Here is a 23,330-nt window from a genome sequence, read left to right on the forward strand (position 1 = left end):
TAGATGATTTAGGTATACTGTGGATCGATCTGTTTGTCTTTTACAACGACATCCAGCTTTCCTGTTGCTGGATGAATCACTAGTCCATGAACAGCCACATCACTTGGCATCAGCGGATGCTCTTTGACTAATTTCACGCTTTGGGACACGCTCTCTTCAACCGAATCAAAGCCTGTCAGCCAGCCCTTTAAATCAACCCCTGAGTTTTTCACAATGCTCAAACATTTCTCTTCAATTCCGCGTGCTTTGGCCTTTTCAAGTAAAGGCTCTGCCGCAAGACCTGCCATTCCGCATTCATGATGTCCCACAATGCACACTTCCTCTGCTTTCAGCTCATAGATGGCTAGTAAAATACTCCGCATCACACTGCCGAACGGATGTGTAACGATGGCTCCGGCGTTTTTAATGATTTTGGCATCACCGTTACGCAGCCCCATGGATTGCGGTAACAGTTCCAAAAGACGTGTATCCATACAAGTTAAAATGACCAGTTTCTTTTCAGGAAATTTCCCCGCTTTGTAAGGCTCATAATGTCTCTCATTTACAAACTCTGAATTGTGCTGAAGAATCTCTTCTAATTTTGATCCCATGTTGCCATCTCCCATCTTTTTTTAAGTATCGTAACGCCTTGCCTGTCCCCCTTTTCTCTCGTGTGCTCTCAAGCATAGAGAAGAAAAATGATAGAAAAAAAAGAAAAAAATGAGAAAACGATGAGAAAAAATGTAAGCATTTTCTCTATTTTGATCTTTGTACCGCTTCAGCGTAAGGGATATGCGGCCTGCTCTTTCAATCTATTGTTCTCAGTTCATCAAAAGACGATGAAATGGTTTAGTAGAAAATGGACGTCCCGTTTAATACATTTCAAATATAATAAATTTTCTATCAAAAAGTCTCGATCTATTTTCCAGTTTGTCAGATAATCTCTCAAAAAATCTGATAGTTTCCCATGACACATCTACCAATAGCTTATTTTTTATGTTTTAAAAATGCATCAGATGGCTTATGAATATACTTGTTCACTAAGAAAATGTCTCTCCTTCACCGTTATTTCAGTATATTAAATATTGAACAACTCATATTCAAACGTGTGATACCGAAATGGTTGCTTTATAATAAAAGGAGCAAGATGACGATGTGAAAGGAGCGAGTTGACTGTGACACCACATATTTTTGTCGCCAAACCCTTACCTGCCTCTTTTGAGAAAATACTAAAGGAACATTGTACATACGAGGTGTGGCAATCAAAGGACCCCATTCCAAGAGATATTTTGTTTGAGAAGCTGCAACATGCTGATGGCCTTTTGACGTCTGGAACGAAAATCGATCAGGAGCTATTAAATCACTCACCAAAACTCAAGGTGGTGAGCAATAACTCGGTCGGCTATGACAACTTTGATATAGAAGCCATGAAACAAAGAGGGGTGATCGGCACGCACACTCCTCATACACTTGATCATACCGTCGCTGATCTCGCCTTTTCGCTCATTCTCTCCTCGGCGAGAAGAATCACCGAGCTTGATCGTTTTATCCGCGAGGGGAAATGGACGAAATTTGTACAGGAAGAAGATATATTTGGCATTGATGTTCATCATCAAACGCTCGGCATTATTGGCATGGGCCGTATCGGGGAGCAAGTAGCCAAACGGGCAGCACTTGGTTTTGATATGAACGTCCTCTATCATAACCGGAGCCGGAATGAAAAGGCTGAATCGGCGTATGGCGCTGTGTATTGCGCACTTGATGACCTGCTGAAGCAAGCCGATATCATTGTCTTGATCACACCGCTAACCGAAGAAACGTATCATATGATGGGGGAACGAGAATTTAAGTTAATGAAGCAGACAGCTTTATTCGTGAACATCTCCCGCGGAAAAACAGTGGATGAGCAAAGTCTGATTCAAGCGCTTCAGGAGGGATGGATCAAAGGGGCAGGTCTTGATGTGTATGAGCAAGAACCGCTCCAGGAAGATCATCCATTCAAAGAGATGAACCAGGTTACTCTTGCCCCTCACATCGGTTCCGCTACTGAAACAACAAGAGATCTCATGCTAAAACGAGCCATTCATAATGTGATTCACGGAATTGATGGCAAGGCCCCTGTTGATGTTGTGAAGGAGCTTGCCACAACTTAATGGAAAAAGGCGCAGGGAACTGCGTCTTTTAGACTGTGACAAAGGGCTAAAATGATCTTTATTTTAGCCCTTTGTCTTCTTTTCAGCGTGATAGAAAACCTTTGCAGTCTAGGAAGGACGAGTACCGGAGCAGAGCGAATTTGACATTCGTGAGCACCGGCACGCAGGACTGACACAGAATGCGAGGGTTTGTCTACACGCTGAAAGGCGCAGGGAGCTGCGTCTTTTTATTTATTACCTAAGAATGGACTCGGGAGAAAAGACTCATTTTAGCAAAGGTTCTGATTCTTTACATTTCCTTCATATTCGGGTGCTATAATATGGATAGACAAGCAACAAGAGGACAGCATCCGATTTCCTTTATAGGAGGATGAAGATGAAAAAAATAAGTTCGATTTTTACTATGTTCGCTCTGATCGCTGCTATTCTGTTTTCTGGATTTATCCCGCAGCAAGCTCAAGCAGCAACACCTCTTACACCAACAGCCACGAATGAACCTGCTTCCATTCAACTTGCATCAGATTTGCGTACCCTTGCCGTCATTAATACATTTGATGGGGTAGCAGATTATTTAATTCGCTACAAACGACTACCTGATAATTACATCACAAAATCACAAGCAAGTGCTCTTGGATGGGTTGCATCGAAGGGAAATCTAGCGGAGGTTGCGCCAGGCAAAAGCATCGGTGGAGATGTTTTCTCTAACCGGGAGGGACGTCTTCCTTCAGCCAGCGGCCGAACATGGCGTGAGGCAGATATCAACTACGTCTCCGGCTTCCGTAATGCTGACCGCCTCGTGTATTCAAGTGACTGGCTCATCTACAAAACAACGGACCACTATGCGACATTTACACGTATTCGTTAGTCAATGAAAAAAGACAGCCCTAGGTCAAAAGGGCTGTCTTTTTATATTGTTCACGGTATAAGAGTTTTCACGTAGTCCTCAAAAGGCTGTGGGAGCGGCTTTTTCGATACTTCTTCATGTTCATGTGTGGTGACATGATCCTCCGTGACGACAACACGCCCTGTCGGCGTCAGCTTTGAAGCAAGCGGTCTTTTGTTAAATGGGGATGCTTCATTTTCATAAATCTCCTGCCTCATTTGGACCAGAGTGTGCTCGTTGACTTCTTTTAATGTATAAGCATAGCCTGTTTCAGCACCTTCTCCTCTGTCTAATTGGAGCAGGTGTGTCCCTTTTTCGGTTTCCTCTGCTTTGACGCGAAAACGAATAGACGGTGCTTCTACCCATTCACCTGTAAAGGGTACAGGCTGAAGAGGTAAATTGACTCCGAAGCCTGCATCAATGAGAAAGCGTTTGTTGTGATGTTTCAGGACTATGGCTACGTGCGTTCCATCAATTGCCCACGTGTCCGCTTCCTTGTTATACACTGTCCCTTGAACGAGCTGTACAGCGAGTCCTGCCTCTTTTAACACATAATATAAGAGAGGATTGAGGTCATAACAAAGCCCCCCTCTCTTTCCTTCAAGAAGATGCTGCTTCAACCCTTCTTGATCCAAGTCATAGGATTGTTTATTCAGCACAGATCTGTTTTCGAATGGAAAAGTATACGCCATCTTTTTTAATAAAGCAGGCAAGTGATCAAAGGTGATGGACTGACCTTCGTATCCGATCTTCTGTAAAAAGGCTGATTGAATCATCCACATTCCCTCCTAAAAAAACTGAGCCTGTGAAGAGACTCAGTTTTCTTGATTGATAAAATCCGTTAACGCATCAATGGCTTCCTGTTCATCCGCACCATCTGCAATCAGTTTGACAGTGACCCCAGAGCTGATCGCAAGACTCATGAGACCCATAATGCTCTTCGCATTGACCTTTTTCCCATCTTTCTCTAGAAAAATATCCGCACCAAAGCGATTGGCTTCTTGTACGAATAAAGCAGCTGGACGTGCCTGTAAACCTGTTTTCAGCTGGATTGTGACCGTTTTTTCCACCATATGATCTGCCTCCCTTTTTTATTTCCCTATTTAAGTGTAACAGCTTGTCCGTTTCGTAATTGTTCTGCAATTTGATCTAGCTTTCTTAAGCGGTGGTTAATGCCTGATTTGCTGATCTTGCCGCTTTCCACCATTTCGCCAAGTTCCTTCAGCGTGACTTCTTGATAGTCGACTCGCAGTTTCGCAATTTCACGCAGTTTATCCGGCAGAGCATCCAGTCCAATTTTTTCATCAATGAATTGAATGTTTTCGACCTGACGCAGTGAGGCACCGATCGTTTTATTCAAGTTTGCTGTTTCACAATTGACGAGCCGGTTCACGGAATTCCTCATATCACGGACGATTCGCACGTCTTCAAAGCGAAGCAATGAGTTATGGGCGCCCACAACACTTAGAAATTCCGTAATTTTTTCAGCTTCTTTCATGTACGTAATATACCCTTTTTTGCGCTCAAGTGTTTTACTGTTGAGATGAAATTGATTCATCAGCTCACAAAGGGCATCATTATGTTCTTTGTATAGCGAAAAAATCTCAAGGTGATAGGAAGACGTTTCTGGATTATTCACAGAACCGCCTGCTAAAAAAGCACCTCTCATATAGGAGCGCTTGCAGCATCTTTTCTTCACAAGTTCTTCTGAAATATTGCGCTCAAATACAAATTGTTCACCTAATATTTTCAAATCCTCTAAAATGGTTTTCGCTCGTTCTACCAGTCTGACAATATACACATTATTCTTTTTTAATCTCATTTTCTTACGGACGAGCAGCTCGACTGTCACGTCATATTTCTTTTTAAGCAGCGTATAAATGCGTCGTGCAATGGCTGCGTTCTCTGTCTGTATATCTATAATCAATTTTCGATTAGAGAAAGATAATGAACCGTTCATACGGATGAGGGCAGAAAGCTCTGCTTTTGAGCAGCAGTCCTTCACGTCCAGATTAGTCAGCTCTTTTTTTGTTTCGGATGCAAATGACATCCTTGCCACCCCCATTCCTATTTTTTCTGATGCAGCAGGTCGACGAGCAGTGAGGCCACCTTGAGCGTGTCGTGACGAATCACATGTTGGTCATATGTAATGATTTCTCCAGGGATGACTTCCAGTCCCATTGCTTTGAGTACATCGGTGTCGAACTGTACAGGCTGCGCCTGTTCTTCTGCATATTTTGCTTTGATTTCTTCTGGAATTTCTTTATTGTTCACAAAAATGATATCAATGAACGGTCGATCCATATGATCGTTTAATGCCTGCACATGATCAGCTGCACTGTAGGAAAGCGTTTCCCCCGGCTGCGTCATGACATTACAAATATACACTTTTTTCGCCTTAGAGCGAATCACTTCTTCTCCAATATGCGGTACAAGCAAGTTCGGCAAAATACTCGTATATAAGCTGCCAGGTCCAATGACGATCAAATCAGCTTCACGGATGACTTGAATGGAATCTTGGAGCGGCTCAATCGTATTTGGTGTGAGGAACACTCGTTTAATCCTTTCCCCATAGGTTGGGATTTTAGATTCTCCAGTCACCACTTGCCCATTTTCTAATTCCGCGTGAAGAACAACACTTGAATTCGCTGCTGGCAATACTTTTCCTCTCACATTTAAGACCTTGCTCATTTCTGTGACGGCATGAAAAAAATCACCGGTTATATTTGTCATAGCCGCAAGAATGAGGTTGCCGAGAGAGTGGCCTGTTAAGTCATTCCCTTTGTTAAAACGGTGCTGAAATAAATCTTCTACAAGCGGTTCAACATCAGAGAGTGCCGCAAGTACATTTCGAATATCGCCTGGAGGCGGAATATTCAAATCATGGCGCAGTCTGCCTGAGCTGCCCCCATCATCAGCAACCGTTACAATGGCGGTAATATCCACTGGTTTTGTTTTTAGCCCTCTGAGCAATACAGATAAGCCAGTACCGCCGCCGAGAATGACAACCTTTGGTAGTGTCGTCATCTATTTTCTGCTTCTCTTTTCAATGTCCCGGTGAGTGACATGTGTATAGTAATCGTTTTTAAAATACTCCGCTAAATAGTTAGCGAGCGTCACAGATCGATGCTGGCCGCCCGTACAGCCAATGGCGATCACAAGCTGGCTTTTTCCTTCTCGTTTATAGGACGGAAGCATAAAGCTGAGAAGATCGATTAATTTCTCTGTGAACCTTTGCGTTTCACTCCATTTCATCACATAGGAGCGCACTTCTTCATCGTTTCCAGTCTGTGGACGCATGCTCTCAATATAGTAAGGGTTCGGTAGGAATCTCACATCAAATACAAGATCAGCATCAATCGGCAGACCATATTTAAAGCCAAATGACATCACATTCACTGTAAACACCTGCCCTTGATTGGTGGCAAAGTGTGTGACAATTTTTTCTCGAAGCTGTTTTGGTTTCAGATCCGATGTGTCAAAAATCATTTGAGATCGGCCTTTTAACTCCTCTAACAGCTCGCGCTCCATTGCAATACCTTCGAGCGGCAGTCCTGTTGTTGCAAGGGGATGCGAACGTCTCGTTTCTTTGTATCTTGAGACAAGCACCTTATCGTTTGCATCTAAAAATAGAATCCTTGGTGTGATCCAGCCGATATCATTCATTTCATCTAAGGCAGCAACTAAGCTATCAAAGAATTCGCGGCCGCGCAAATCCATCACAAGAGCCACCTTGCTCATCTTTGAATTCGATTCCTTCATAAGCTCTAGAAACTTCGGTAAAAGTGATGGTGGTAAGTTATCCACACAGAAGTAACCTAAGTCTTCAAAGCTTTGAATGGCAACGGTTTTCCCTGCACCTGACATTCCTGTAATAATCACAAGCTGAATATCATCTTGTTTGTGCGTATTCATGCCTGCTCCCTCTCCTTCTTTATGAAAACGGTTCATTTATTAGTCTCCTTGAGGATCTAACCGATAAGCAATTAGTTCAAAATCGGGTGTATACGTAAAAGTGCCGTGGAGAAGTCCTTTTCCCTTTAGCATGAAGTCAAGAATATGGGAATCTCCAGGAGCCATCGGCAAACTAGGCACATCCTGTACGTCATGCCATTTTAAAATACCTTCCTCTGATTCTGTCACGTTTTTCCCGGTAAATGAATCTGCCATAAAGGTGAACATCATCCACTCTTGAACGATTTGATCGCCTTCTTTTATGATAAAGGTAAAAACACCTTTTAGCTGCGGATTTAAAATATAAATGCCTGTTTCTTCTCTATACTCTCGAACGACTGAATCCTTGACCGATTCTCCGCTTTCCATTTTGCCGCCGGGTGCTACCCACCAGCCGCGTCTTGGCTTTTGCAGCAAGAGAACTTGATCTTCGTGATGCAGCACACAATTGGTTACTCGTTGCATCAGCTGTCACCTACTCTTATATGTCTTTTTCTTATTATACAGGTTCATCCTGACTCCCACAATGAACATGCCCGTTCTTCACCGAAAATAGACAGGTTTTCGTCTGAATGATGTCACGTCCAATTTCTCTACTCTTCATTTTACAACATCTAACGGTTCTCCATGCGTCATTTGTGAACATCTCGTGAATTTCTGATTTTATGCAAAAAAAGGACACGGATTCACATCCGTGCCAAACATATATTCTTTATAAAAGGGGGTCAATTACTAGCTTTATCATAACGGATAATTGTTTCACCCGTGTTACATTCCAGTTAAAAGCCCGTGACGCTATATTAAGGATTTACGACAGCCGTTTATTTCGCTGCTTTTAGCTTTTCAGCAAGCTCTTCTACATAATGCTGTGCGCTCTGTGCTGCAATACTTCCGTCACCTGTTGCTGTGACAATTTGACGAAGTGTTTTTTCACGAATGTCACCAGCTGCGAAAATGCCTTCTACTCTTGTTTCCATTCTTTCGTTTGTCTCAATATAGCCTTCTTTATTTGTAATCCCTAGGTTTTCAAATGGTTTAGAAAGTGGCAGCATACCGATGTAGATAAAGACGCCGTCTGTTTTGAAGTCTTCTTCTTCACCTGTCACGGTATCAATTAATGTCACACTGCCGACTTTTCCGTTTTCTTCATTAATCTGTTTTACGGTTTTATTCCACATGAAGTCGATTTTTTCGTTATCAAAGGCACGTGCTTGTAAGATGCTTTGGGCACGAAGTTTGTCGCGTCTATGGACAATCGTTACTTTTGATGCAAAGCGTGTGAGGTAAACACCCTCTTCTACCGCAGAGTCTCCGCCGCCAATCACAACAAGCTCTTTGTTTTTAAAGAAGGCACCGTCACATACTGCACAGTATGATACGCCGCGGCCGCCAAGCTCTTTTTCACCTGGTGCACCGATTTTTTTGTATTCAGCACCTGCTGCAATAATGACAGAGCGCCCTTTGTATTCTTTTGAACCGGCTTTGACGATTTTGTACTCTTCACCGTCAACAATTTCTTTAATATCGCCATACGCATACTCCGCACCGAATTTCTTCGCATGCTCAAACATTTTATTTGAAAGTTCCGGCCCTAAAATGCTTTCAAAGCCAGGATAGTTCTCAACATCTTCGGTATTCGCCATTTGTCCGCCTGGAATTCCTCTTTCAATCATTAATGTTGAAAGATTTCCCCGTGATGTATAAACAGCGGCTGTCATTCCGGCAGGACCCGCTCCAATGATGATCGTATCGTAGATTTTTTCTTCTGACACAACTGTCACTCCCTCTTCAATTGCTGCTAGCATTTCCTATTAGAATGCCCTTGGGTGATGCTTCCATTCATGACAGAAAGCATCATTTCCATTCTTAGCTTTTATTCCTTACCCATATCCTATTAAATCTGCGGGGAATAAGCGAATCATTTGCTCATATCTTCAAAAAAAGAAAAAGCTTCCTTAAACTGCTGTTTAAGGAAGCCTGTTTACGGTTATATACAAAGTAGTGATTTATTCAACGACTCTTCTTACAACGCCATTGAAATATCTCTTCCAATAAGGATTACTCATTGAATCAACTGAAACACCATGGGAGCTGTTATCGTTCAAGAATGTACCGTTTCCTAAGTAAATACCAACGTGTCCATTTACTTTATACGTATCAAAGAACACAAGGTCTCCGCGTTTCATGTCAGATGCACTTACAGCTCTTCCTTTACCTACAAGCGTATCTGTTGTTGTTCCGCCAACTGGTCCAAGGTTGATGCCTGCTGATGCGAATGCCCAGCGGACGAATGAAGAACAGTCAAAACGACGTGCGTTAATATCGGCCTGTGATCTGCCGCCGCCCCATTTATATGGAGATTGTCCAACAATGGTAGAACCTGTGCTGATGGCACCTTCGATTCCGCCTACGTTATTGCTGACAGGTGATCCACCGCCAGAAGATGGCTTCTTGCTTGGTGAACTGCTGTTGTTATTAGATGATCCACTGTTATTTGAAGACGGGCTGCTATCGTTATTTGAGCTGTTGTCTTCTGTTTGAACACTAGCTTGACGCTGCTGTCTTTGTGCTTTTTCTTCTTTTGCTTTTTGAGCTGCTTCTCTTGCTTCTTTTTCAGCTTGCTTTTGTGCAGCAACTGTTGCGTCTTTTTCAGATGCAATGCTGTTAGCCTGGCTGTTTAATTCACTGATTTCAGAAGAAGCACTTCCTTTTTGCTTTTTCACTTGCTTGAATAGCTTGTCTTTTTCATCAAGCTGTTTATTCAAGTCCGTTTGAAGTGTTTCAAGCTTTGCAAGTGTCTTTTGAACATCTTCAAGCTTTGTGTTTAATTCGTTTTCAGACTTTTGGAGTTCAGCTTTATCTCTTTCTTGCTCTTTAATGATTTCGCTGTCTGCGTTGATTAGTGTAGATACAGCACCTGCACGGCTGATGAAATCGCTAAAGCTTTTTGCTCCTAGTAATACATCTATGTATTTCGTAGAACCGCCGTTTTCTTGAAGCGCACGTACACGCTTTTTCAAAAATTCGTTTCTTTCTTCAATACGTTTTTCTGTATCAGCAATTTCTTTTTTCAGTGCTTTGATTTCTTTTTTTGTTTTTTCATTTTCTGCTTGTTTTTCTTCGATTTGATCACTTGTTTTTAAAGCTTTCTCGTCAATTTCTTTCAGCTTTAGTGCAAGTGCCTCTTGTTTTGCTTCAAGTTTTGAAAGCTCTTCTTTTTTCTTTTGAAGATTCTTGTTTACCTCAGATTGCTTGCTGTCTAGTTCTTGTTTCTTTTGTTCAAAGTCCTGTGCATTTGCTTCATGAGTAAATGGGATAAATAAACCGCTCGCTCCGATCACCGAAGCTAAACCGAAAGTGATAAACTTTTTCACGAATAGTTCCTCCTTTGACAATTTCCCAAGCGACATTAGAAAGCAGCAAATTCTCTGCGACCAATCTGTGCTCTCTATGTCTTTCTTCCTGATTGATCAGTCAGATGTTGACCAGATTGTTTCTATCACTAGGTGTTTCATTATGTATAGTAAAATATCTAAATATATGTCTTTGTTTTAATCCACGATTTTCATTATACATGAGACATCGACAAAATGAGCTAATATTTTTATTACATTTATGTTTCAAAAACATGTCGTGATTGTCATACTTCGCCAAATCCTTGCAAATCCCACCTTTTTATCCAAGAAAAAAGCATGACCTTTAGGTCATGCCAGATTGTTGACAAAGGGCTAAAATGATCTTCATTTTAGCCCTTTGTCTTCTTTTCAGCGTGATAGAAAACCTTTGAAGTCTAGGAAAGACGAGTACCGGAGCGGAGCGAATTTGACATTCGTGAGCACCGGCACGCAGGACTGACAAAGAATGCGAGGGTTTGTCTACACGCTGACATGACCTTTTGGGTCATGCTGCTATTCTATGAATCTATTTACCTATTAGTCGATGAACGTATAAATGACATTTTCATATTTAGACAGTGTCTGAACGCTGATCTGAAAAGAGGACGCTACCTCTTTTTTACTGACGGGTGATTCTTCTTGTTCATTCATCCATAGGTAATAAGAAGCTGCTGCCCATGCAGGCGCATTTTTCTTATCTACACCAGAAGCACGTGCCTGCTGAATAATATGGAATAACCAAAAATATGGCATGTGGTTATCAGGCTGCACGGCTTTTTCCAAAGCGGATGCCGCCTGTTTTGCGAAGAGCGCATCTCCTGAAAAAGACCGTTCTTCCATTTGATCTTCATATAAAAGCAGCTCGATGAATTGCTGTTCAAAGGCTGTTTTCGCTGCGCGGGCATCAAGGACAGACTGCAGAACGTCTCGTTCACCTTTTTGTTTACTGACATAGTACGCAGTTAGCCGTTCCTCAATTGAGACCATTGGTTCAGTCTCCTCTGGTTTATCCTGCCACGGCTTGATTTCATCTGCATCTATATCTTCTTCTACCATCTTATCCCAAACGGTTTGTGCCAGCGTTTTGTGGCCCGTTTGATAGGCTGCACTGGCAAGCCAGTATAAAAATGTACTATCTCCCTGAAAGCCTGTTTTATACAAAGAATAAAGCCATTTAAAGGCCCATTCAAATTCTCCAACGAGGGCAAATGTCGCACCAAGCTTATAACGCTGTTCACTTAATATTGGATACACGTGCGTTAATTGCTTCGCTAACACGTTGACCTTCTCTTCTTCTTTTTCATAATGATAGAACACGAGCTGGTTGCAAAGGGCATGCAGATTACCGGGATTTTCATGAAGGACCCGGTTCAACGTCTCTTTCGCTTGATGAATCTGACCAGAATAAAAATAGGCCAAAGCGAGATTATTATAAGCTGACCAAAATTCTGGATACTCAACAATCATCTGTTCTAGCATCTCAATAGCTTCGTCAAGCCTGCCGCTTTCTAACAAATGATTCGCTTGATCCTGCTTCACAATCAGGTCATCCTGATCATAAGGAAAATCTTCGTCCTCTTCGTCACTCATATCGAGCAGGTCGAGAAGATCATCATTTTCATCCGTAAATTCCCCATCCTCTTCCAAAGCAGCATAAGCAGTGGCTGACTTATAGGCCTCTTGAAAAAGTCCGAGATTGGCATAATTATTCGCTTTAAAATAGTGACACTCTGACATGTTTTCATCTACGTGTTCGAGGATGAAATCAAGCAGTTCATTTGATTGTTGGTAATGACCCATTTCAGTATAAATAATGGCAAGCTGTGACAGCATTTCTACATTTTCAGGCTCAAGTACAATAGCCCGCTGTATCAGCTTAACTGCCTTTGGCAGATTTCTTTCTCTATATGCTTTTAGACCTTTATGAAAAAAGTAATGCCCATCTTGGAATAGTTGGACGACTTGTGTGTGATGATTTTGAGAAGTGTATTTACTCACCGATACCCTCCATTTCGAACAGTGTACCGTGTGTAGTATAACATACTTCACGAGTCGTCACATAGAACAAAAGAAAAGGAAGGATTTGTTTTTCACTCAAAAGCAAAAAGCCAGGAGTGTCCCCGGCTTTTCATTCACCTTGGTGACGCTTTTTTAATACCTTTAATACATCATCTAGCGGCAATTGCTGCTCACGTAATAACACAAGGAGGTGATATAGGAGGTCGGCTGTTTCCCATTTCAACTCTTCCTGATCACGGTTTTTCGCTGCGATGATGACCTCGGAAGCTTCTTCCCCTACCTTTTTCAGGATTTTATCGACCCCTTTTTCAAATAGATAGGTTGTATAAGCTCCTTCTGGCATTTCTGCCTGACGCTTTGCAATGACCTGTTCAAGTTCATTTAAAATGGCAAAGCGGTCCTGCTTTTCGCTTTGGGGCTTCACGCCTTCTTCCGAAAAACAGCTATAGCTGCCAGTATGGCACGCTGGGCCACTTGGTGCCACGAGTACAAGCAGAGCGTCCTTATCACAGTCATAGCGAATGGATGTGACTTGCTGGGTATGTCCAGATGTGGCGCCTTTGTGCCAAAGCTCATTTCGCGAACGGCTAAAAAACCATGTTTCGCCTGTTTCCAACGTTTTTTCATAGGATTCTTGATTCATATACGCAAGCGTCAGCACTTCCTTGCTCTGTTCATCCTGTACAATCGCAGGAATCAGGCCTGCCTCATTAAAAGTTAATTCGTTTGCCTGTTTCATCTGACCTTCACCCCGTGTTCTCTCAAGTATGTCTTCACCTCTTGAATCGAGGTCTCTTTATAATGGAATATGGAGGCTGCTAATGCTGCATCAGCTTCTCCTTTTGTAAAAGCCTCCAGCATATGCTGCGCATTGCCCGCGCCTCCAGAGGCAATGACTGGCACTGTGACTGCTTCTGACACAAACTTCGTCAGACGATGATCAAAGCCTGTTTTCTCACCATCGGCATCCATGCTTGTCAGCAAGATCTCCCCTGCTCCTCTCAGCACTGCTTCTTTCGCCCAGTCGCTGACTTCTATTTCCGTTTTACGGCGCCCTCCGTGGGTATAGACCATGTATGCTTTTTTCTCTTCATCGTACTTCGCATCGATCGCGACGACGATGCATTGAGAACCAAAAAAATCGGCTCCTTCTGAAATCAGCTCTGGCCTTAAAACAGCCGCTGTGTTCACCGATACTTTGTCTGCACCCGCTCTTAATATACGCTTCATGTCATCAAGATGGTTAATCCCGCCGCCCACCGTAAACGGTATAGCAAGAGTGGACGCTACTTGCTTGACCACATCCACCATCGTTTTTCGTCCTTCATGAGAGGCTGAAATATCAAGAAAGACGAGTTCATCCGCGCCTTCCTCATCATAGATCTGCGCTAATTCTACAGGATCACCTGCATCCTTTAAGCCTAGAAATTGTACACCTTTGACAACACGCCCTTCCTTCACATCGAGACATGGGATGATACGTTTTGTCATCATATGCTGTCAATCCCTTCAAACGCTTCTGCTAAAGTAAACTGCTTCGTGTAAAGCGCCTTGCCAATGATCGCACCAGAAACACCGGCATGCTTTTGCACTGACAGCTTTTGAATATCAGCGACAGCACTGACTCCACCTGAGGCGATGACTTGTTTTCTGGTCGCTTCTGCTAATCGGACCGTACTTTCCACATTGGGACCAGAGAGCATGCCATCCATTTGAATATCGGTGAAAATAAAGACCTCTGCACCTTCCTTAGCCAGTTCCTTGCCAAGTTCCTCTGCCTTCACTTTCGACGTTTCAAGCCAGCCTTCAGTCGATACAAAGCCATTTCGTGCATCAATTCCAATCGCTATTTTCTCACCATATTGTGCAAGCATTTTTTTCACAAAGGCTGGGTTAGAAACAGCAGAACTGCCAAGAATGACTCTAGATACGCCATTGCTCAAATAAAATTCAACGTCCTCTTCTGTCCGAATGCCGCCGCCTATTTGTACATTCACATCTAAGGAGGAAGCAATCGCCAGCACATGCTCATGATTGACGCGCTTTCCAGCTTTTGCACCATCTAGATCAACGAGATGAATCCATTTCGCTCCTTCATTTGCAAACCGCGCGGCCATATCTAGCGGTGAATCTCCATAAATGGTTTCTTGATCATAGTCTCCTTGCACAAGTCGTACACATTTGCCATTTCTCATATCAATCGCTGGATACAGTGTAAATTCACTCATTTGTTCACCCTCTGTTCTTTTGCTAATTGAATAAACTGTTTGAGCAGTGCCATTCCCGTTGTACTGCTTTTTTCAGGGTGAAACTGTGCCCCAAGCACATTCCCCTTTCCAACAACTGCTGGTACTTGTACGCCATAGGCCGCGCTTGCCAATTGCTCTTCTATATTCATGTCACTCACATAATAAGAGTGAACAAAGTACGCAAACCCTTCCGGCACACCGTCAAATAATGGAGACGGCTGATGAAATGCGAGCTCGTTCCACCCCATATGAGGTACCTTCAGCCTTTGTCCGTCCTGATCGCCATCCTTTAAAAGAACGACACGTCCTTTTAACAGCCCCAATCCTTTTGTCAGTCCTGCCTCTTCACTTTCTTCAAACAACAGCTGCATGCCAAGACAAATGCCAAATAACAGCTTTCCTTCCTGCACGACTTGATGGATAAACGCCTCAAGTCCCGTCTGTCTTAGCAGCCGCATCGCATCACGAAACGACCCCACCCCTGGCAAAATATAAGCATCTGCCTTGTTGAGCTCCTCCACTTCAGAGGAAACAATATAAGGGGCGCCAGCTCGTTCCAGCGCTTTTGATACACTAAACAAATTTCCCATCCCATAATCAATGACTCCGATCATTAGAGCATCCCCTTTGTCGAAGGAATCCCTTTCACACGCGGATCAATGGTTGTTGCTTCATCTAGGGCACGTGCCATCGCTTTAAAAATCGCTTCAATCATATGGTGCGTATTGGTTCCGTAGTGAACGATCACATGGAGGTTCATACGGGCTTCAAGGGCAAATTTCCATAGAAACTCATGAACGAGCTCCGTATCAAAGGTGCCGACCTTTTGACTCGGGAAGACCGCTCTCATTTCCAAATGAGGACGATTGCTTAGGTCGACTACGACCTGGGCAAGGGTTTCATCCATTGGAACAAAGCTAGATCCGTACCGCTTGATTCCTTTTTTATCACCTAATGCTTCCTTAAACATTTGCCCAAGCACGATGCCGATATCTTCTGTTGTGTGGTGATCATCGACATCTGTATCTCCTTTCGCATCTACAGTCAAATTAAAATGTCCATGCTTCGTAAATAAATCAAGCATGTGCGTCATAAAAGGGACATCTGTCTGAATATCCGCTTTTCCTTCTCCATCAATCTCTAACGCTAACGAAATGTTCGTTTCATTTGTTTGTCTCGCAGTTTCCGCCTGTCTCATTTTGATTCCTCCCGCTTTCTCGCTTCAATCGACCTTGCATGCGCTTCAAGCCCTTCTAATCTTGCAAAAGCCGCAATGCTTTCCCTATGTGTCTCAAAGGCTTCTTTACTGTATGAAATAATGCTCGTTTTCTTTTGAAAATCGGTCACGCTTAGCGGGCTTGAGAATCTAGCTGTTCCATTTGTTGGCAGCACGTGATTCGGTCCTGCGAAATAATCTCCCACTGGCTCTGGACTATAACGCCCTAAGAAAATCGCCCCTGCATGCTTGATTTGACCAAGAAACGATTCTGGATAAGCGGTCAGCACTTCTAAGTGCTCTGGCGCTAATTGGTTCACGACATCTACTGCACGATCAATTGATTCTGTCACGTAAATACGGCCATGATCTTGTATGGATTGTGCTGCGATTGATTTTCTTGGCAAAGTGTCCAGCTGTGCCTGCACCTCAGCCTGCACTTTTTCAGCAAGTGCCTTAGACGGTGTCACCAAAATACTGGATGCTAACGCATCGTGCTCTGCCTGCGAAAGCAAATCAGCCGCCACCTCATGCGCAAGTGCCGTTTCGTCTGCCAGGACAGCAATTTCACTTGGACCCGCAATCATATCGATATCAACCTGACCAAATACCTCTCGCTTTGCAAGTGCTACATAAATGTTTCCTGGACCTGTGATTTTATCAACAGGCTGGATGTTGTCAGTTCCATAGGCAAGAGCCGCAATCGCCTGCGCACCGCCCATTTTGTACATTTCTGAAATACCCAATTCCTTTGCGGCAACTAGTACAGCATCAGACAGACGGCCGTCTTTCCCTGGTGGTGTCACAAGGACAATTCGTTCAACGCCAGCGACAAGTGCCGGGATCACATTCATTAAAACCGATGAAGGATAGGCGGCTGTTCCGCCGGGGACATACACACCGACCGCATCGAGCGGCGTCACCTTTTGTCCGAGCATCGATCCGTCCTGCTGGTGATAAAACCAAGAGGATGTCAGCTGACGCTCGTGGTATGTTCGAATATGACGGATAGCCGTTTGGATAATCTGAATCATCTCCGGCTCCAAACGTTCGTAGGACCTTGCCATTTCATCCTCCGTCACAAGCGGCTCTTCAATGGATACACCGTCAAATTGTTTCGTAAATGACCGTACGGCTTCATTACCATTTTTTCTCACTTCTTGAATAATGCGCTGAACAGCCTGACGCTGCTCTTCCGTTCCTGTATCTAAAGACCGCTTAAGTGAGAGAGTGTCTGTCTCACCTTCTTGTATATAGGTGATGTTCATGATGATTCCTCCCCTTCCCCTTCAATGATTCTTGCCAGACGCTGCGCCATTTCATCGATCACCGCATCCTTCATCCGGTAGCTCACAGGATTGACAATAAAACGTGACGTAATATCACAAATATGTTCAGTTTCGACAAGTCCATTTTCCTTCAGCGTTTGACCTGTGGAGACAATGTCAACAATTCGGTCGGCAAGGCCGATGAGCGGTGCTAATTCAATGGAACCATTCAGCTTAATGATTTCTACCTGCTCACCTTGCTCTCTAAAATAGGACGAGGCTACGTTTGGGTACTTCGTTGCCACACGCGGCGCGACACCGCCCCAGCTGGCTCCTGGTAATCCGGCAACGGCTAAATGACATTTGCTGATGTTTAAATCGAGCACTTCGTATACATCACGAGCTTCTTCGAGCATGACATCCTTCCCTGCAATACCAACATCCGCCACACCGTGCTCTACGTAAGTCGTCACATCCATTGGCTTGGCTAAAATAAAGCGGAGGTTTTCTTCCGGTACATCAATGATTAACTTTCTTGAATCCTCGAATTCCTCTGGCAGCTGATACCCCGCCTGCCTTAACAGCCCTGCTGCTTCTTCAAATATCCGGCCCTTTGGCATCGCCATCGTCAACACTTTACCCATTTTGCTCTTCCTTTCTAGCGCCGATAAAATAAGTCACTTGCTCAAATGCCTTGGTCATCGCGTCAATATTTTCAATACCGGCTAAGTCTTGCAGGACGATCTTTTTCCCCTTTGACCGCTCCTTTTCTGCAAAAGCAAAAGCTTCTAGTCTTTGTTCTTTACTAAAAATCACAGCCTCCTGCGGTTCATTGATTTCTTTTGCATCTAGCGCTTCAAGAAGGCGGTCTAAGCGAAGACCGAACCCTGTAGCTGGTGCAGGTGCATCAAAATGAGCAAGTAATTGATCATACCTTCCTCCACTCCCGATGACAGACCCAACATGATCTGCAAATACTTCAAACAAAATGCCTGTGTAGTAGCTCATATGACTGACCATGCTTAAGTCTAAACGGATATATTCTGTACAGCCGTAATCTTCAAGTGTCTCCCAAAGTGCTTTTAACTCAGCGAGCACCTCTTTTCCCTCTTGTGAAACCACGATTTCCTCTGCCTGCTGCGTAACTTCCTCGCCGCCGCGTAAATCTAAAAGCTGTAACAGCCTCATTTTATCGATCGATGAGAGGGGTAATTGCTTTACATGCTGCCGGTATCCCACATAATTCTTTTCATATAAAAATCGCCGAAGGACGTTTGCACGCTCTGTATTTCCCAGTACATCTACAAATAACGTCTCGGCTAAAGCAACATGCCCGATCGCTATTTTGAAGGATTGAAGCCCGGCATTTTTTAATGCAAATACGACAAGCGCAATGACTTCAGCGTCTGCGCTAATTGAACCATCACCAATCAATTCAATTCCGACCTGCTCAAATTCAGATGGTCTTCCGCCTTCTCTTTCCTGAGCCCGGAACACATTGGCTGCATAACCAACCCGAAGTGGATACGCCTGCTCATGAAGCTTTGAAGCCGCCACTCTTGCAATCGGCCCCGTCATATCAGGTCTCAGCACAAGGGTTTGACCGTTTTGATCAAGGAGCTTAAATAGCTGTGTATCTGTAATCGCCGATTGAACACCGACTGTATCGTAAAATTCAAGCGTTGGTGTCTCCATCAAACGGTAACCCCAGCCATTCATGACCTCTGTTAATGAATGTCTCACTTTTTTCTTCGTCTCATACAATCCTGGCAATGAATCCCGCATACCATATGGTTTCTCAAACATAAACATGTTCTTCCGCACCTCCAACACATTAAAACGAAAAATTCCGAATCCTTTAGTTCGCTAATATGATAATATGCTAACAAAATAAAGTGATTAAATCAATCATTTTTATTTTCTCTCTATTTTCATTAAAATTTTGTGGAATTATTACATTCAAGTGACACCTGAACCTTTTCTACATATTCAATGAAGGAACGTGCTATAATACATAAAAATATTGAATAACACAGGAGATTACAGTGAAGTTCATCCAGACATTAACCTTAACTTTATTGTGCGCATGTCTTGTTTATTTCGGCTTTATTTATGTTTCACAAATCGACCAAGTCAAAAAAACAGCTTCGCCACACGAAGCAGCAAAAGAAAACGAAACCGCACTTGCGGCAGAAGAGACACGTTCAACGAAAAAAACGGATGCCACACACCAGTCTTTAAAAGGAAGCAAAAAAGCCATGGATGTCATCCTCTATAATCAAATGGATGCACCAAAGCTATATAACGGCTGCGAAGTCACAAGCTTAGCGATGCTGCTTCATTACAGCGGCTATGAGCGAGTGACAAAAAACACATTGGCAAATGAAATCAAGCGCGTTCCACTAAATTATGAGAATGGTTTAAAAGGAGACCCGAATGATGGGTTTGTAGGCGATATGGAGAATGGGCCAGGTCTTGGCGTATACCATGAACCTATTTATCAACTTGCGAAAAAATATGCGGGTGATCAAGTCGTCGACTTAACTGGAAAGCCTGTCAAAAAGGCCATCTACCAATCACTTGAAAAGGGCTACCCTGTATGGGTGATTACGACATCCACCTTTGACAAAACAGATAACATCGAAACATGGAATACACCAAATGGCAAAATAGATGTGAGCTTTAATGTGCATAGCGTCGTCATCACAGGCTACGACGAGGAGTACGTCTACTTGAATAACCCGTACGGAGAAAAGAATCAACGAGTCGATCGTGACCAGTTTGAGGATTCTTGGAAACAGATGGGCAGTCAAGCGATGATCATTAAAGCATAAAACCCCGCTCTTCAGCGGGGCTTTTTCTCTTCCTATTCAGCTTCAGATATAACAGTAAATCGTTCTCCAACATGGGCAGCCTGCTCAATTTCATCAACTAGCGCAATGGCATAGTCAGCATAGCTCACATAGCTGTCACCCTTTGAATTGACAATTAGATGGTCTTTTCCTTTCACATAAGAACCTGTGCGTTTGCCTGCTGGGTCAAAGAATGCAGCTGGACTGAGGAATGTCCATTTTAATCCTTCGGTCTTTTGAAGATCCTTTAGGTTTTCTCCTTGCTGTGAAGCAGTGGCGATGTATTCTTTTGGAAACTCTGGTGTGTCAACAAGCCTCATTGTTTTGGCGTCATCTACAAATAGACTGCCTGCTCCGCCCACAACGATTAAACGAGTGTCTGGTGCCTCTTTCAAGATATCAATGAGCTTTTTCCCAGCCTCTACGTGAAGATGCTCTTGTCCAGCAGGTGCGCCAAATGCATTCACGATGACATCAAAACCTTTGATGTCTTCTGCCTCCAAGTGAAACACATCCTTCTCTAAAACGGCTACTGATGTATCTGTCACCTTTTGTGCATCTCGGACGATTGCCGTCACTTCATGTCCTCTTGATTGAGCCTCTTTTAAAATTTCTTGTCCTGCTTTACCTGTTGCGCCAATGATTCCAATTTTCATGTTAACTCCTCCTACAATATGGTTTTATTTTTATAACGAGAGGTGTAACTAATTAAGTTACAACAGAGGTAAAAAAAATTGAATAGATCATCCAATTTTTTTGATTAACACCTGCGTTAGTTCACTTAATTTGATCTCAGCAAGCACTTGCTCCATCGCACTTTGGGCGCGGCACAAAATTAATTCGAGTACCGCTTGAATATTTGCCCCGATCGGACAGTCAGGATTTGGGCTTTCATGGATTTGAAACAATTCCCCCTCATCCACGACTTCAACCGCTTTATACAAATCGAGCAGTGTGATGTCGTCTTCACTGCGGTTCAACTGAGAACCACCTTTGCCAAGACTCGTTGAGATTAGGCCTGCTTTTTTTAATTTACTCATAATGCGGCGGATGACCACTGGGTTTGTATTCACACTTCCTGCGATATCCTCCGATGTCTGTAATGATCCTTTTTCAAGTGATAGCAAGGCCAGAATATGGACAGCGACAGTAAATCTGCTGCTGATTTTCATGTTTTCTCACCTCTGTTGTAATCATTATAGTTACACCATGGCAGAATGTCAACAAAAAAGTCTGCCGAGCTACTCAGCAGACGTAGATTGACGTGCTTCCATTTGTTCTTTCGAATAAATCATGCGCATTGGATTTCCTCCAACAAAGGAGCCTGCTGGGACATCCTTATGAACAAGTGTACCCGCCGATACGATCGCACCATCACCGATCGTCACTCCAGGCAGAATGGTTGAATTTGCTCCAATTAAGACTTCATCACCAATATAGACTTCCCCAAGTCTGTACTCTTTAATCAAATACTCATGGGACAAGATGGTCGTGTTATAGCCGATCACACTATTTCGACCGACAGTAATTTTCTCAGGAAACATCAGATCAACCATAACCATTAAGGCAAACGCCGTATCCTCGCCGACTTTCATACGAAGGAAAGTCCGATAAATCCAGTTTTTCATTCCCATAAAGGGCGTGTACCTTGCCAATTGAATAAAGATAAAGTTTTTCACAACTTTGAAAAAGGGGACCGTCCGATAGACTTGTCTAAGCGAATTGACCCCTTTTACAGGATAACGATCTGTTTTTCTCAACTTAATCAGCTCCAACAATCGCCAAGAGATCACTCATTTTCTTCAGCATGAAATCAGGGCGATGCTTTAAAAGAGCCTCTTCTCCCTTAATGGACCAAGCGACACCTGCCGTTTTTGTCCCTGCCGCTTGACCAGACAAAATGTCGTGATAATTATCACCGACCATCACCGCTTCATGTGGATCACTGCCAAGTTTGGATAAAGCCAGCTGGACTGGTTCCGGATGCGGCTTCTCATTTTGTACATCATCCAGTGTCACAATCACCTCAAAGAATGGCTCTAAACCTGTCAGCTTCAATCCCATTAAGACCGTATCACGTATCTTCGTTGTAACAATTCCGAGCTTAAATCCTCGATCCTGAAGGATTTTCAACGTATCTATAACCGTCTCATACTCAGTCACAAGCAGATCATGCTGTTCATGATTAAACGTCCGATACATCTGAATCATGTCATCCGTCAGGTTCGGGTCCATCGCAGAAAATGTATCAAACAGTGATGGACCAATAAAATGAAGGATATCCTCACGACTGTACTGACCAGGATAATAATGATCCAGCGTATGCTGAAATGAAGCAATAATTAATTCATTTGTATTGATTAACGTGCCATCTAAATCAAATAGCACTGTGTTGATAGTTGATTCGTTCATATAGCTTCCTTTCTAACAGCTGCATGTTCCCGCTTCCGCCAAATATAGCTAATGGCAGCTGTCAATAAAATGGCAGAAATCAGGCGGATGACAAGAAGCGGCCATACTGGAATGCCAAGTGGAATAAAAATCAGGGTATCTTCAACCACCGCATGACAAGCAACAAGGAAAATGAAGGCAAGGGTTAAATCCTTTTTGCTCACACCGTCCTCTTCCACTGCCTTCATCATCACTCCCGCTCCATAAGCTAGACCAATGGTTAATCCAGCCACCATCGTCATAGACGTATTTTCTTTCATTCCAAGCATTCTAGTAAAAGGAGACAGCCACTTAGACAAAGTATGCAGCCACCCTAAATCTCTCATGAATTGAATGATGATCATGAGAGGGATGACGATACAAGCCAGCTGGAGTACACCAAGAAAGGCTTTCTGTACAGCAAGAAGAACGATCATATACCAGCTTGAAGGCACATCAGCCGTCTGAGCTGCTGTAAGCAATCCATATTGCGCAGTTTCTTGGCCGCCCTGCCAAACGAGATGAATGACAATAGCTGAAACAACGGCAAGACTGATTCTGACTAACAAAATTACAGACACCCTCAGTCCAACCTTTGCCGCCACTGTCGATTCGATAATCAGGTTATGACAAAAGGATAGCATCACCGCTAAAATGAACACTTCCTTCACAGGAAGCTCTAATGTCAAGATAGCGGCAATACCCGCATACAAGTTCAGCATATTTCCTAATACAAGCGGAATCGCCGCTTCCCCCGAAAGACCAAACAACCCCATAAATGGCCGTATGAATTGTATAATCCAATCCATAACAGGCGTATGCTGCAAGATACTGACGAGAATAGTAACCGGAAAAATGACTTTTCCAAGTGTCCAAGTCGTCGACAGCCCTGCTTTAAAGCCGTTTTTCCATGTCTCCCCCATCTCTTCTGA

Annotated in this window: 26 protein-coding genes; 3 read left to right on the forward strand and 23 right to left on the reverse strand. The window is 43.4% G+C overall.

Annotation, left to right across the window (positions count from 1 at the left end; genetic code table 11):
• Positions 1–8: 8 nt before the first annotated feature.
• Complete coding sequence (locus ACYH0L_RS15955; RefSeq protein ID WP_099727972.1) at positions 9–590, reverse strand: beta-class carbonic anhydrase; 582 nt, start codon at positions 588–590, stop codon at positions 9–11.
• Between the two features lie 564 nt (positions 591–1,154).
• Here ACYH0L_RS15955 and ACYH0L_RS15960 point away from each other — a divergent pair.
• Positions 1,155–2,132 (forward strand): 2-hydroxyacid dehydrogenase, encoded by a 978-nt coding sequence (locus ACYH0L_RS15960; protein ID WP_482354152.1) that lies wholly within the window; start codon positions 1,155–1,157, stop codon positions 2,130–2,132.
• Between the two features lie 376 nt (positions 2,133–2,508).
• Positions 2,509–2,997 (forward strand): ribonuclease, encoded by a 489-nt coding sequence (locus ACYH0L_RS15965; protein WP_099727976.1) that lies wholly within the window; start codon positions 2,509–2,511, stop codon positions 2,995–2,997.
• 50 nt (positions 2,998–3,047) lie between these two features.
• On the opposite strand, the gene ACYH0L_RS15970 is transcribed toward ACYH0L_RS15965, so the two are convergent.
• The 17 genes from ACYH0L_RS15970 to ACYH0L_RS16050 all read right to left on the reverse strand — a co-directional run bounded on the left by ACYH0L_RS15970 (position 3,048) and on the right by ACYH0L_RS16050 (position 18,928).
• A complete protein-coding gene (locus ACYH0L_RS15970) occupies positions 3,048–3,791 on the reverse strand; it encodes an arylamine N-acetyltransferase family protein (RefSeq protein WP_230030706.1) in 744 nt (247 codons plus the stop codon).
• Between the two features lie 39 nt (positions 3,792–3,830).
• Complete coding sequence (locus ACYH0L_RS15975; protein ID WP_008348124.1) at positions 3,831–4,088, reverse strand: HPr family phosphocarrier protein; 258 nt, start codon at positions 4,086–4,088, stop codon at positions 3,831–3,833.
• Positions 4,089–4,114: 26 nt separating this feature from the next.
• Positions 4,115–5,065, reverse strand: coding sequence for a DNA-binding protein WhiA (gene whiA, locus ACYH0L_RS15980; protein WP_099727979.1), 951 nt, complete (start codon positions 5,063–5,065; stop codon positions 4,115–4,117).
• A 17-nt stretch (positions 5,066–5,082) separates the two neighbouring features.
• A complete protein-coding gene (locus ACYH0L_RS15985; RefSeq protein WP_099727980.1) occupies positions 5,083–6,042 on the reverse strand; it encodes a gluconeogenesis factor YvcK family protein in 960 nt (319 codons plus the stop codon).
• Positions 6,043–6,930, reverse strand: a complete 888-nt coding sequence (rapZ, locus tag ACYH0L_RS15990) for an RNase adapter RapZ (protein ID WP_180275536.1) — start codon at positions 6,928–6,930, stop codon at positions 6,043–6,045. It lies immediately after the preceding gene.
• A gap of 39 nt (positions 6,931–6,969) precedes the next feature.
• Complete coding sequence (locus tag ACYH0L_RS15995; protein ID WP_099727982.1) at positions 6,970–7,434, reverse strand: 8-oxo-dGTP diphosphatase; 465 nt, start codon at positions 7,432–7,434, stop codon at positions 6,970–6,972.
• Between the two features lie 356 nt (positions 7,435–7,790).
• Entirely contained in the window at positions 7,791–8,741 is a 951-nt protein-coding gene (gene trxB, locus ACYH0L_RS16000; RefSeq protein WP_099727985.1) for a thioredoxin-disulfide reductase, read from the reverse strand.
• A 234-nt stretch (positions 8,742–8,975) separates the two neighbouring features.
• Positions 8,976–10,343, reverse strand: coding sequence for a C40 family peptidase (locus tag ACYH0L_RS16005; protein WP_099727983.1), 1,368 nt, complete (start codon positions 10,341–10,343; stop codon positions 8,976–8,978).
• Positions 10,344–10,901: 558 nt separating this feature from the next.
• On the reverse strand, positions 10,902–12,362 hold the full coding sequence (locus ACYH0L_RS16010; protein ID WP_327924381.1) for a tetratricopeptide repeat protein: 1,461 nt from the start codon (positions 12,360–12,362) through the stop codon (positions 10,902–10,904).
• A gap of 130 nt (positions 12,363–12,492) precedes the next feature.
• Positions 12,493–13,122 carry a bifunctional phosphoribosyl-AMP cyclohydrolase/phosphoribosyl-ATP diphosphatase HisIE gene (hisIE, locus tag ACYH0L_RS16015; RefSeq protein WP_230030702.1) on the reverse strand — a complete coding sequence of 210 codons (630 nt, stop codon included), beginning with the start codon at positions 13,120–13,122 and terminating at the stop codon, positions 12,493–12,495.
• Positions 13,119–13,877, reverse strand: a complete 759-nt coding sequence (gene hisF / locus ACYH0L_RS16020; protein ID WP_230030701.1) for an imidazole glycerol phosphate synthase subunit HisF — start codon at positions 13,875–13,877, stop codon at positions 13,119–13,121. Before hisF ends, hisIE begins: the two co-directional genes overlap by 4 nt.
• Positions 13,874–14,611 (reverse strand): 1-(5-phosphoribosyl)-5-[(5-phosphoribosylamino)methylideneamino]imidazole-4-carboxamide isomerase, encoded by a 738-nt coding sequence (gene hisA / locus ACYH0L_RS16025; protein ID WP_099728851.1) that lies wholly within the window; start codon positions 14,609–14,611, stop codon positions 13,874–13,876. The genes hisF and hisA overlap by 4 nt, the downstream gene beginning before the upstream one ends.
• Entirely contained in the window at positions 14,608–15,246 is a 639-nt protein-coding gene (hisH, locus tag ACYH0L_RS16030; protein ID WP_327924377.1) for an imidazole glycerol phosphate synthase subunit HisH, read from the reverse strand. Before hisH ends, hisA begins: the two co-directional genes overlap by 4 nt.
• Entirely contained in the window at positions 15,246–15,830 is a 585-nt protein-coding gene (gene hisB, locus ACYH0L_RS16035; RefSeq protein WP_099728849.1) for an imidazoleglycerol-phosphate dehydratase HisB, read from the reverse strand. The genes hisH and hisB overlap by 1 nt, the downstream gene beginning before the upstream one ends.
• Positions 15,827–17,116, reverse strand: coding sequence for a histidinol dehydrogenase (gene hisD / locus ACYH0L_RS16040; protein WP_327924374.1), 1,290 nt, complete (start codon positions 17,114–17,116; stop codon positions 15,827–15,829). The genes hisB and hisD overlap by 4 nt, the downstream gene beginning before the upstream one ends.
• A complete protein-coding gene (gene hisG, locus ACYH0L_RS16045) occupies positions 17,113–17,760 on the reverse strand; it encodes an ATP phosphoribosyltransferase (protein ID WP_099728847.1) in 648 nt (215 codons plus the stop codon). Before hisG ends, hisD begins: the two co-directional genes overlap by 4 nt.
• Complete coding sequence (locus tag ACYH0L_RS16050) at positions 17,753–18,928, reverse strand: ATP phosphoribosyltransferase regulatory subunit (protein ID WP_099728846.1); 1,176 nt, start codon at positions 18,926–18,928, stop codon at positions 17,753–17,755. The genes hisG and ACYH0L_RS16050 overlap by 8 nt, the downstream gene beginning before the upstream one ends.
• A gap of 233 nt (positions 18,929–19,161) precedes the next feature.
• Between ACYH0L_RS16050 and ACYH0L_RS16055 the strand changes: the two genes are divergently transcribed.
• Complete coding sequence (locus tag ACYH0L_RS16055; protein WP_327924371.1) at positions 19,162–19,950, forward strand: C39 family peptidase; 789 nt, start codon at positions 19,162–19,164, stop codon at positions 19,948–19,950.
• A 32-nt stretch (positions 19,951–19,982) separates the two neighbouring features.
• Here the strand turns inward: ACYH0L_RS16055 and ACYH0L_RS16060 are convergent, their stop codons facing one another.
• The 5 genes from ACYH0L_RS16060 to ACYH0L_RS16080 all read right to left on the reverse strand — a co-directional run bounded on the left by ACYH0L_RS16060 (position 19,983) and on the right by ACYH0L_RS16080 (position 23,321).
• A complete protein-coding gene (locus tag ACYH0L_RS16060; protein ID WP_327924369.1) occupies positions 19,983–20,624 on the reverse strand; it encodes an NAD(P)-dependent oxidoreductase in 642 nt (213 codons plus the stop codon).
• An 87-nt stretch (positions 20,625–20,711) separates the two neighbouring features.
• Positions 20,712–21,140: an Rrf2 family transcriptional regulator gene (locus ACYH0L_RS16065; protein ID WP_099726339.1), complete on the reverse strand. Its 429-nt coding sequence runs from the start codon at positions 21,138–21,140 to the stop codon at positions 20,712–20,714.
• 69 nt (positions 21,141–21,209) lie between these two features.
• On the reverse strand, positions 21,210–21,728 hold the full coding sequence (locus ACYH0L_RS16070; protein WP_099726340.1) for an acyltransferase: 519 nt from the start codon (positions 21,726–21,728) through the stop codon (positions 21,210–21,212).
• Position 21,729: 1 nt separating this feature from the next.
• Positions 21,730–22,380 carry a pyrophosphatase PpaX gene (ppaX, locus tag ACYH0L_RS16075; RefSeq protein WP_099726341.1) on the reverse strand — a complete coding sequence of 217 codons (651 nt, stop codon included), beginning with the start codon at positions 22,378–22,380 and terminating at the stop codon, positions 21,730–21,732.
• Positions 22,377–23,321, reverse strand: a complete 945-nt coding sequence (locus ACYH0L_RS16080) for a nucleoside recognition domain-containing protein (protein WP_249705590.1) — start codon at positions 23,319–23,321, stop codon at positions 22,377–22,379. Before ACYH0L_RS16080 ends, ppaX begins: the two co-directional genes overlap by 4 nt.
• Between the last annotated feature and the right edge of the window lie 9 nt (positions 23,322–23,330).

This window comes from Bacillus sp. MC1252, assembly GCF_056838025.1.